Source organism: Kordia sp. (genome assembly GCF_022447245.1).
Taxonomy (GTDB): Bacteria; Bacteroidota; Bacteroidia; order Flavobacteriales; family Flavobacteriaceae; genus Kordia.
In genome coordinates, this window is record NZ_JAKVBC010000048.1 from 17,233 (window position 1) to 28,088 (window position 10,856).

Below are 10,856 nucleotides of genomic sequence, written 5' to 3' on the forward strand. Positions count from 1 at the left end.
TACGTTAATTTTGATCGAATGAGTAAACGATTATTTATTGTTCTAGTCATTTTGATGAGTTTATCACTCATCGGGATTATTTTTGTTCAAGGATATTGGATTGCTTCTGCTGTTGAAGAAAAACAAGAATCATTTTCCTTAAATGCAAATCAAATCCTAACCAGCGTATCTGAAAGAGTGACAGAGTATGAAGACCGAAGATACTATCTGAAATTTCAAAAATTGATGGATAGTGTTGGAGAACCAAAAGATGCACAAGTATTAAATGTCTTTCAGATTACTAGTAGAAATGAAAAAAATAACGAAACTAGTATTTACACACGCGGAATTATAGAAGAAGATTACAATATTTTCCCTACGTTCATTGACAATACTTCAGAAGATGATAGTACTTCCATCAAAAACTTTAAAGTTGTAGAAACTCGTGTTACGTTTCGAGAAGATATATTAGATAATACAGATATAAAACTATCACCAGTACAGAAATTCAAAAAAGTGAGCAGTGTATCTAAAAAAATGGCAGAATATAAAGAAGCTATTAGAGAACTGACAAAACAAGCTCCTATTGATGAACGTGTAAACAATGATTTATTATCATTTTTAATTCAAGCGTACTTAGATGAATTGGACTTGGATATGGGTTTTGAATATGGTGTGTATGATGATGGACTTGCCACAAAAATAAAGTCAGATGGATTTAAAATAACAAATGATGGAATGTATGATGTGCCATTATTTGAAAATAATGAAGAAGAAACAGGATATACATTATTTGTAAGTTTCCCAAAAAGGAACAAATATGTATTATCTTCCATTATGGGAATGTCAATTATGTCTATCGTTTTTACGTTAATTATTATAATTGCGTATTCTAGTGCTTTATATCAGTTGATAAAACAGAAACAAATCTCTGAAATAAAAACTGATTTCATTAATAATATGACACACGAGTTTAAAACACCTATTGCTACTATAAACTTAGCTTTAGATGCCGTAAAAAATCCTAAAATTATTGATGATAAAGAAAAGGTGAAGCGTTACCTGCGAATGATTCGTGAAGAAAATAAACGAATGCATGCCCAAGTGGAAAATGTGTTACGTATCTCTAAACTTGAAAAAAATCAATTGGAAATAAGTAAGGATGAAGTAGATATGCACGACTTAGTTGAAGATGCAATGTCTCATATAGAGTTGATTGTGGAAGATAGAAACGGATATGTAAAAACGCATTTGGAAGCAGAAGATTCAATGGTAATGGCAAATGATACGCATTTTACCAATGTTTTGGTAAATGTTTTAGACAATGCTATTAAGTATACTGAAGGAGAACCAAAAATTGATATTTACACTGAAAAAGTGAAAAATAATATACAGATTAGAATAAAAGACCAAGGTCAAGGAATGTCTAAATCTGTACAAAAAAGAATATTTGAAAAATTTTATAGAGAACATACAGGTGATATACATAATGTAAAAGGGCACGGACTTGGCTTAGCTTATGTAAAGCGTATTGTTGATGACCATGGAGGTCAAATAAGCGTTGAAAGTGAGAAAGGCAAAGGAAGTACCTTTATTATTAGATTACCTTTAATATCGTAACTAGCATGGAGATTCAAAACAAGAAAATTTTATTAGTAGAAGATGATCCGAATTTTGGAACTGTATTAAAAGACTATCTATCAATGAACGATTATGACGTTGTTCATGCAAAAAACGGAATGGAAGGATTTGAAAAATTCAAAAAAGACAATTACGACCTTTGCATACTTGACGTTATGATGCCGTACAAAGATGGTTTTACTCTGGCGAAAGAAATTCGTGAGAAAAATACCGAAGTTCCTATCATTTTCTTAACTGCCAAAGCACTCAAAGAAGACGTGATGAAAGGGTACAAAGTAGGCGCAGATGACTACTTAAACAAGCCTTTTGATTCGGAAGTATTATTGATGAAAATCAAAGCAATAATGCAACGTAAAACATCAGACTCTGTAGCGGATAGTAAACAGTTTGAATTCGTTATTGGAAGATTTAGCTTAAATTCTAAATTACGTTTCTTAACGTTTGACGAAGAAGAACCAATCAAATTATCGCCAAAAGAAAACGAATTATTACGTTTATTAGCGTTGCACGAAAATGATTTAATGCCAAGAGAATTGGCCTTAACAAAGATTTGGAGAGATGATAACTATTTCACCTCAAGATCAATGGATGTTTATATTGCCAAACTACGTAAGTACTTAAAAAGAGACGAAGACGTAGAAATTTTAAACATTCACGGTGAAGGATTTAGATTAGTTATCAAAAATAAAGCAGAGTAGTAGAGAGCTGCTCTAATTTTCCCTCAAACACTTGAAAAATATAGTCGACTACCCGAATGTCGACTTTTTTTATATATATTCTCTAGTAAGTCTATGGATTATACTTTTTATTAGATGTTGCTTTTTAGTCTTCAAAAATAACTCAGTTTTTACTATCTTTATCAAACCTGATTGCTATGAAAAAATACTACTTACTACTATTTGCCTTTTTAATAGGCTCAAGTCCTTTATTATCTCAAGATTTAGATACCTATAACTTCATAAAGACTACTGTTAACGGTTATGATTTATGGAATTATGCTTACGTTACTGATAGTATGGGAAATATCTATTCTACAGGAAGATTAAACAATAATGATACCAGCTACGAAGAAATTATTATAGTAAAACACATGCCAAATGGAGTTTTAGATACTTCCTTTGGAACTGATGGTATGTTTACCTACGATTTTGGATCAATGTTATATCAAAGAGGAAATGATATAGAAATAGATGCTAATGGAAAAATATTGGTTACAGGCTATGTTGCAGAATCATTCACACATCGAAATTTATTTGTGATACGATTGAATCAGAATGGAACATTAGATACTAGTTTTAATACTAATGGAGTATTAGAAATAGATAATGGATATTCAAATACTGGTTATAAAATTGTAGTTGGTGATGATGGTAAAATTTTTGTCGGAGGTACTATCTCTACAAGTACTGTTAGTCAATTAGCAATTATTAAATTGAATGATGATGGAACGTATGATACTACGTTTAATCTTGATGGAATAAGTGCTACAGATATTGGAAATAGTTCTAATAACAATTACATAAAAGACATGAATATACTTTCTGATGGCAAAATAATGACGCTTGCCAATACAGGAGGTAGTATATCACTTTTCAGATTCACAGATAATGGAATGCCAGATACAACCTATGGAGGCGGTGACGGAATTTATCAATACAGTCCAGGAAACGCTGGTTATGAATATTATGCAAAAGAATTCCATATAAATACTGATGGAACTATATTTATATTAGCTACGAAAGATTGTGTTGGATGTAACCCAGGAAGCGCAAGCAATGTTAGTCGTTGGGTTTTTAAAATAGATACTAGTGGAGCTTATGACAATACATTTAGTGGCAATGGAGAATATTACATAGGCAATTTTTTCAATCCGCCAGCGGCTTTTGCCGTATCTGATACTCAAGAGATATACATTGCAGTAAAAAAATATGATTTTGAACTTCAAAAATTGACAAGTACAGGAAGTTTAGATACTTCTTTTCATTCAGATGGAATTTGGAACCCTACAGAAGTTGAACGAAGGAAAATGTATCCTTTTGAAATAACCATAGATTCAAGTGGTGAATTAATGGTTTTAGGAAAATTCTTTTATCCAGGTTTCACAGATGATATGTTTATCTACCGTGATGGACTATCACAAAACAATGTTATACTCAGTGTAGATGAAAATGAAGTTAACGGGACATTTGCAATGTATCCAAATCCAACGAATGATATTGTCTATGTGAAAAATGATAACATGCAAACTGCTATAACCGTTGAAATATTTAATGCTTTAGGCATGCGTCTGTTTTCAAAAGAAATTTCAAATATTGACAACACTATCAATTTAAAAGGATATACAGCAGGAATGTATTATGCAAAAGTTTTAGGAACAGATACGACAAAGTCAATTCTAAAAAACTAATATATTTTCTAAAAAATTATCGTGTCAATTTATGAATAATGTCTGCGTGTTGTGGGTATTCTTCTTGTAAGTTTGTGCGTTCTGCCAATTCGAAATCCTCGAAATCGAATCCTGGTGCAACTGTACAACCTACAAACGCATACGAATCTTTTGTGGAAACACTTGATGCAAACCAACAACCAGCAGGAACTACCAATTGCGGCTGTTCTCCATTGCTAAAATTCATACCAACTTTATGTTCGGTATAATCTCCTGCTGCATCAATAACATGAACGCTTAAGGAACTTCCTCCGTAAAAATGCCAAATTTCATCTTGTTTAATTCTATGAAAAGCAGAAAAATTCTCAGAGGTAAGTAAAAAGTAAATACTTGTACAATAATTGCGATCTCCAGAAAAATCATCTGGTAATGCATCTTTTGCAATGACTTTTTTACTTCGGTATACTTCTTTGTAAAATCCACCTTCTGGATGTGGTAATAATTCTAAACTTTCTACGAGTTCTTGTATTTCTTGGTTCATGTGATTTTAGGAATAAATTAGGTCTTTAGTTACAGGATTACTTTATGTTAAATTCGCTTTACATTCTTTATTTTCTGGAAGCTATCAAAGTTATAAAAACGTAAGTTCGAGTGATTTCTCAATGAAAAAATTGTATCGAGTACAGCTTTGAAAATCATAGTAGTTATTTATACTAGTTTTTTCAAAATTTTGCTTGAGCTTACGTTCTGCTATATAAACAAATCTAAATAAGTCTTAATGCTTACGCAAGCTTCGATGCAATCTTTTTTATAATAGTAGAAGGATCTTCTTGATAATCGAACCAAAGCGTATTTTCATCTTTTTTAAACCAAGTTCCTTGTCGTTTGGCAAAACGACGTGTGTTTTTCTTGATCTCGCTTATGGCGAATTCTAATGTATAATTTCCATCCATATATTCAAAAAGCTCTCGATATCCAACAGTTTGTAAGGCGTTTAAAGATTTATGTGGATGTAATGCTTTTGCTTCATCTAATAAACCTGCATCCATCATAATATCAACACGTCGATTGATGCGATCATACATAATTTCACGATCAGCCATTAAGCCTACTTTAATAGTTTTAAAGTTTCGACTTGCCGTTTTATCTTTCAAAAAGCTAGAATATGGTTTTCCGCTTCCAATACAAATTTCCAAAGCGCGTATCAAACGATGCGGATTTTCAAGTGCCACACGTTCATAATACACAGGATCAAGTTGTTTTAGTTTTTCTTGAAGCGAAGCAATACCATGATTTTCAAGTTGTTCGTTTAAGTTTTCTCTGATTTCTGGAGCTACTCTTGGAAAATCGTCCAAACCTTTTACAACTGCATCAACATACAGTCCGCTTCCGCCAACCATAATGACAATATTGTGTTTTTCAAACAATTCATCAAGTTTAGCAATGGCATCTTTTTCAAATTGTCCGACATTGTAACTATCAAAAATACTAATATGCTGTATAAAATGATGTTTGGCAGCATTCAACTCTTCCGTAGAAGGAACAGCAGTACCTATGTTCATTTCTTTAAAAAATTGTCTGGAATCGCAAGAAATAATCTCTGCTTTAAAATGTTGTGCCAATTTTATACTGAGTACTGTTTTTCCAATGGCAGTGGCACCGACAACAGAAATTAAATAATTTGTCATGAAAAAGGAGTTAAGCAGGTTTTTTAGGATTTAATCTTTCGCCACAATCAAAACAAAATTCGGCATTATCTCTATGTCCTTCCGCAGAGCAATTTGGACATGATTGTGTATTGAGATGAATTTCCTCTTTTTCTATTGTGGTCAACTCAGCTGTAACAATTCCTGTAGGAACGGCGATAATTCCGTAACCCAAAATCATAATGATAGAAGCTATAAACTGTCCCAAAGGAGTATGTGGTGCAATATCTCCGTATCCAACAGTGGTAAGCGTGACGATGGCCCAATAAATACTTCGTGGAATGCTTGTAAATCCACTATCTTTTTCACTTTCTATCAAGTACATCACCGAACCCAAAATGGTACAAAGAATCAAAATAAACATGATAAAAACGCCGATTTTAATTCTACTTGCTTTTAAAGCACGAACAATATTGTTGGATGCTCCTATATAACGCGCTAATTTTAAGATCCTGAAAACACGCATTAAACGTAACGCTCGCAAGGCAATGAGCGATTGTGAACCTACAATAAAGAACGATAAGTACATTGGAATAGTGGATAGAAAATCAATGATTCCATAAAAACTAAAAATATATTGAGACGGTTTTCGAATTGAAATAATTCTCGCAAAATATTCAAACGTAAATAATATAGTAATGATCCATTCTGCCACAAATAGAAAGTCTCCATATTGTAAAGCATAATCATTTACACTTTCGAGCATTACCAAAGCAATACTTGCCAAAATCAACACCAAAATAACTACATCAAATAGTTTTCCTGCAGGTGTGTCAGCTTCATAAATGATTTCGTGAAGTTTTGATTTCCAATCTTTCGCCATGCTGCTAAAATACTATAATTTCTTTTTAATGGCTAATCGTGTATTTTTTTGAAGTATAGATAATTTACCAAAAAACTCCTTCAATTCTTGATATTCTTCAGGTTCAAAGTAAAAATTGTTCAAAATAAGCTTAAATGTTAAGTTTAATTGTCCGTTTTGCTGTATAACTTTTAAACCGCAAACAGCTTTTCCACCTGCCAACGAGAAATTCTGATTCTCAGGTACGTTTTCAAATTCAAAATTTGGAGGTAATGATAGTAAAAAACGAGTAGTATATACACGTGAATATGCAAAATCTACAGGATACTGACGTTCGTTCAAACGGAATGGATTTTTTGGAAATGCTTTTATAAAAAACGGATCTATATAGGTTGAACCATCCGAAAAACCTTCTTCGTCAAAAGTCAAAGTGAACATTTCTTTAAGCGGTTTTTCAGGATTTGTACGGTCTTTCACATCATATTCTTCAACTTCTAAAAATGGGAGACTTTCTTCAAAATCATCTAAATAATCTTCAGTACTTTCTTCGGCTAATTCTTTGCGTTTTTGGTATGCTAAATACCCTGTGTTGGTCTGTGATAATTTTCCTTTTGCAACACCATTTTCGTCTACAATAATAGTCACTATCGTATTTTGGCGATTTTGATCGTACGGATTGATGGTACACCAATAACTCGGGTTTTTAAAGTCCATGGCTCGCCCATTGTAATTTAATGCGCGAATTGGCAATAAGCCAAAGGAAAGATGCTTATCTGTAGCATCTAAGAAAAGTGTTTCTTTTCCTATGGTAACTTTGGCAATAACATAGTTAAAATCAGATCGTACTGGATGCGATTGCGTTGGTAATCCTCTTGCTCGTGTTGCCAACAATACTGTTTCTGCTTTGATATTGGCAGCCAATAAACTATTTACCAATGAAAGATTGATTTCAGGAACATTTCCAATTTTGTTTTGAAAAGCTTGACGGACATTAGCATCCTGAAACAGTTTGTATTCGCCATTCCATGTATAGTGATCTTTAATAAACGCATACACCTTTTGAGCTCTTTTATATGTGTCAGATTCGTTCAAGATTTCTTTTGGTAGTTGACTTTTAAAGAAGTTTTTCTTGCGTACTTGAGCACCAATATCTTTGTCTTTACGCATATCTTTATCAACGGCTTTCCATGTTTTGGTATAGACTTCTTTTCCTGTATCAAAACGAATACGTTCTGCCAATTCAAAGGTAATTTTTGACAAATAATTATTTTTAGAAAGCATATACGATTCTTCCTTAAAAGCAGGAATATCTTTCATGGCATATTTTAGCAATTCACAATCTGCTCTACCTACAATGCCAGGAATTTTAAAACATTTTTTTTGAACAGAAGCTTCGTTGATATCTAGCTTTTGAAAACCTTTTAACGATCGGTTATAACGATAATTTGCAGGAATCTTGGCATTAAATTCACTATACATTTTTGGAATGTCTGATTGAAAATCCCAACCTTCGAAATTGTAGATAAAAGGTGATTCTAAAGTGTATTGATATTCTAAAACACTTCCCACTTTTACATTGGGAAAGGTAAATCGTTTTTCACCATAAAAACTATTGATATCAACTGAAAATACTTGATCTTTTGCCAAATGATCTATTTTATCAGGATTGTGAGTAATAGCTTTTACATTCTTAATGACTTCATACGCATTTTTACCTTTATAAAATGGAATTTGAATTTTGGCAGCTTGCTCAATACCTAGTTTATCTAAAATTTTAATCTTCACATAATAATGTTTGATTAAAAAAATACGCTCGCTGATAACATCAAAATAGTTTTCGCCATACTCTTCAATCACAACGGCGTGTGCGGTGGTATCTTTTTCATATACTTTCATATTAAGTTCTTCTTGCGAAACTTTATTAAACTTAATACTCATTGGATTTTGCCCATAGCAAAACATGGCGCATAAAATGGTAATTAGTGTGTAAATCGGTTTCATAATGGTAAGTTATGTGTTATAAAGTAATAATTTTAAATTTATTTTTTCGACGGAGGTGGCTTTGAATGATGTGTTGTACATCTCTATTGTTTTGCATAGGTGTGATAATAGTTTTTAAAACATCTTTGTTGGTAATTTGGTAGTTAAGACTGTAAAAACCAAAACCTTTATAAACGCCATTTTCTATTAAAATAGCGCTGCGTTCATCATGGTGGCGACCACGATCAATAATCAACATATCTTTGTTGGAGTAATTGTATTTGTCAATAGCTTGTTGTACGCGTTTATTGTAGCTTTCAGGAGATTCTTTTTGTATGCAAGCTCCTTGACATTCTTTGATCGTATATTGAAAACAGTTTGTTTTTGTAAGATGTAATTCATTTATTTTTTGGCACAAACCAAAATCTTCCGTCAACTTAAACATCACATGTTTTGCTTGTGACATATTGGTAAAAGTGGTAATGTACTTTTTACGGCCATCAGCTTTTTCAATGCGCAAACCTATGTAACCATCTTCATCAAGATACGAAGTCATAGCGTATTGAAATATGCTTCTTCGTTGTGCACGATTGTATATTGGCTTCTTGAGCTTTATTTCTTGACTTTCTTTTAAAAGAGCTACCAATTCACTTCCGGTACGTTCAAAAGTAACGGCTGCGACTTGTTTTTGTATTTTTTTAGATTTGTTATTCGTGCCAGTAAAGTGTTGATTGACGCGTTTTTTTATGTTTTTACTTTTTCCGATGTAAATAATATCACCTTTGGCATTATGTATATAATACACACCCGTAGCAGAAGGTAAATTTTCTAAAATATCGAGTAGGCGAGTGGCTACTTTTTTTCTGATTTCAGTTTTAACAGCTTGCTGAATAATACTTTTCTCTGAATCTTTATCGAGTAGTAATTGAAATAACTTTACAGTGGCCAATGCATCGCCAGAAGCTCTGTGTCTGTCACTCATAGGAATTCCTAATGCTCTTACAAGTTTCCCTAGTTTGTACGATTCCATTTCTGGAATGAGTTTTTGGGAAAGTTCTACTGTGCACAAAGATTTACGTTTGTATTCGTAGCCTAGGCGTTTGAATTCCATTTGAAGAATTCTATAGTCAAAACTCGCATTGTGCGCTACAACGATACAATCTTCTGTAATTTCAACAATTCGTTTGGCAACTTCATAGAATTTAGGAGCATCACGAAGCATTTTATTGTTGATTCCTGTTAAATTTACTACAAAAGGTTGAATTTCACGTTCAGGATTTACAAGGCTTATAAACTGATCTACAACGCTATGCCCATCAAATTTGTAAATAGCAATTTCCGTAATTCCTTCTTCATTATATTTTCCACCAGTGGTTTCTATGTCTACTATTGCGTACAAACGATATGCATTGTTTTTAGGATTTCGGTATAAATATAAAAATATCCTAAGGATGTTTGCTAACTAATGACGCTTAATCTTTAAAAATTATAGATGAAATGCAAGGAAACACCTTTTTATTACTTTTCTTACAATAAAAGAGTTGTGCTATTTGTGATAAATTGGAAAAATATACATAGCTATTTGAAAGTTGATTATAGATGGTTTCGTGCTCCAAAAATGCTACTTCCTATTCTAACCATTGTACTTCCTTCTTCGATAGCTAACTCATAATCGCCACTCATTCCCATAGAAATAATTTCTAAAGCTGCATGCATTGGTTGCAATTGATTAAAAGTAGTTTTTAGGTTTTTGAATTCTTGTCGTACCTGTGTCATGTCATTGGTAAAAGTTGCCATTCCCATAACACCGACAATTGCAATATTTTCTAATTGTTTAAATTCCTCAGAAGCAAGGAGTGCAGTAGCTTCTTCAGCAGACATTCCAAATTTAGAATCTTCTTCAGCAATTTTAATTTGAAGCAAGCAATTGATAACTCGATTGTGCTTTTGTGCTTGTTTATTGATTTCTTTTAGAAGTTTAAAATTATCTACACCATGAATCAAATCTACAAACTCAGCCATGTATTTTACCTTATTGCGTTGTACATGACCAATCATGTGCCAAGAAATATCTTTGGGTAATACTTCCCATTTTTCTACCATTTCTTGAATTTTGTTTTCACCAAACACACGTTGTCCTGCGTTGTATGCTTCTTCTAAAGCGTTAACAGGTTTTGTTTTAGAGACAGCGACTAAGGTTACATTTTTAGGTAAATCGTTTTGTAATTCTTGTATTTTGGATGCTATTGACATATAATGTAGTGCTTCTTTTTAGTGTTTATTTTCTTGTGAACATGGACCAATCTCGAAAACCGTAACCATTAGCTACAATGGAGTCTTTTATATTATGCGCAAAACTATT

The 10,856-nt window shown here is 32.6% G+C and carries 9 protein-coding genes; 3 read left to right on the forward strand and 6 right to left on the reverse strand.

Annotation, left to right across the window (positions count from 1 at the left end; all coding sequences use genetic code 11):
- Positions 1 to 18: 18 nt before the first annotated feature.
- The 3 genes from MK119_RS21930 to MK119_RS21940 all read left to right on the forward strand — a co-directional run bounded on the left by MK119_RS21930 (position 19) and on the right by MK119_RS21940 (position 4,027).
- Positions 19 to 1,599, forward strand: a complete 1,581-nt coding sequence (locus MK119_RS21930) for a HAMP domain-containing sensor histidine kinase (protein ID WP_290683416.1) — start codon at positions 19 to 21, stop codon at positions 1,597 to 1,599.
- Between the two features lie 5 nt (positions 1,600 to 1,604).
- Positions 1,605 to 2,318, forward strand: a complete 714-nt coding sequence (locus MK119_RS21935) for a response regulator transcription factor (RefSeq protein ID WP_290683419.1) — start codon at positions 1,605 to 1,607, stop codon at positions 2,316 to 2,318.
- 176 nt (positions 2,319 to 2,494) lie between these two features.
- Entirely contained in the window at positions 2,495 to 4,027 is a 1,533-nt protein-coding gene (locus MK119_RS21940; protein ID WP_290683421.1) for a T9SS type A sorting domain-containing protein, read from the forward strand.
- A gap of 16 nt (positions 4,028 to 4,043) precedes the next feature.
- Here MK119_RS21940 and MK119_RS21945 read toward each other — a convergent pair whose 3' ends face one another.
- The 6 genes from MK119_RS21945 to MK119_RS21970 form a co-directional block, all read right to left on the reverse strand.
- Positions 4,044 to 4,547, reverse strand: coding sequence for a cupin domain-containing protein (locus MK119_RS21945; RefSeq protein ID WP_290683423.1), 504 nt, complete (start codon positions 4,545 to 4,547; stop codon positions 4,044 to 4,046).
- Between the two features lie 241 nt (positions 4,548 to 4,788).
- Positions 4,789 to 5,694: a tRNA (adenosine(37)-N6)-dimethylallyltransferase MiaA gene (gene miaA / locus MK119_RS21950; protein ID WP_290683425.1), complete on the reverse strand. Its 906-nt coding sequence runs from the start codon at positions 5,692 to 5,694 to the stop codon at positions 4,789 to 4,791.
- A gap of 10 nt (positions 5,695 to 5,704) precedes the next feature.
- A complete protein-coding gene (locus MK119_RS21955) occupies positions 5,705 to 6,535 on the reverse strand; it encodes an ion transporter (protein ID WP_290683427.1) in 831 nt (276 codons plus the stop codon).
- Between the two features lie 12 nt (positions 6,536 to 6,547).
- Positions 6,548 to 8,515 carry a DUF3857 domain-containing protein gene (locus MK119_RS21960; protein WP_290683429.1) on the reverse strand — a complete coding sequence of 656 codons (1,968 nt, stop codon included), beginning with the start codon at positions 8,513 to 8,515 and terminating at the stop codon, positions 6,548 to 6,550.
- Between the two features lie 16 nt (positions 8,516 to 8,531).
- Complete coding sequence (locus MK119_RS21965; RefSeq protein WP_290683431.1) at positions 8,532 to 9,893, reverse strand: exonuclease domain-containing protein; 1,362 nt, start codon at positions 9,891 to 9,893, stop codon at positions 8,532 to 8,534.
- Between the two features lie 194 nt (positions 9,894 to 10,087).
- Positions 10,088 to 10,747, reverse strand: coding sequence for a YggS family pyridoxal phosphate-dependent enzyme (locus MK119_RS21970; RefSeq protein WP_290683432.1), 660 nt, complete (start codon positions 10,745 to 10,747; stop codon positions 10,088 to 10,090).
- Between the last annotated feature and the right edge of the window lie 109 nt (positions 10,748 to 10,856).

What these genes read in the sequence shown, in the direction of transcription:
- MK119_RS21930 (WP_290683416.1), top strand. Translation starts at nt 19, where the DNA reads ATGAGTAAACGATTATTTATTGTTCTAGTCATTTTGATGAGTTTATCA.
- MK119_RS21935 (WP_290683419.1), top strand. Translation starts at nt 1,605, where the DNA reads ATGGAGATTCAAAACAAGAAAATTTTATTAGTAGAAGATGATCCGAAT.
- MK119_RS21940 (WP_290683421.1), top strand. Translation starts at nt 2,495, where the DNA reads ATGAAAAAATACTACTTACTACTATTTGCCTTTTTAATAGGCTCAAGT.
- MK119_RS21945 (WP_290683423.1), bottom strand. Translation starts at nt 4,547, where the DNA reads ATGAACCAAGAAATACAAGAACTCGTAGAAAGTTTAGAATTATTACCA.
- miaA (WP_290683425.1), bottom strand. Translation starts at nt 5,694, where the DNA reads ATGACAAATTATTTAATTTCTGTTGTCGGTGCCACTGCCATTGGAAAA.
- MK119_RS21955 (WP_290683427.1), bottom strand. Translation starts at nt 6,535, where the DNA reads ATGGCGAAAGATTGGAAATCAAAACTTCACGAAATCATTTATGAAGCT.
- MK119_RS21960 (WP_290683429.1), bottom strand. Translation starts at nt 8,515, where the DNA reads ATGAAACCGATTTACACACTAATTACCATTTTATGCGCCATGTTTTGC.
- MK119_RS21970 (WP_290683432.1), bottom strand. Translation starts at nt 10,747, where the DNA reads ATGTCAATAGCATCCAAAATACAAGAATTACAAAACGATTTACCTAAA.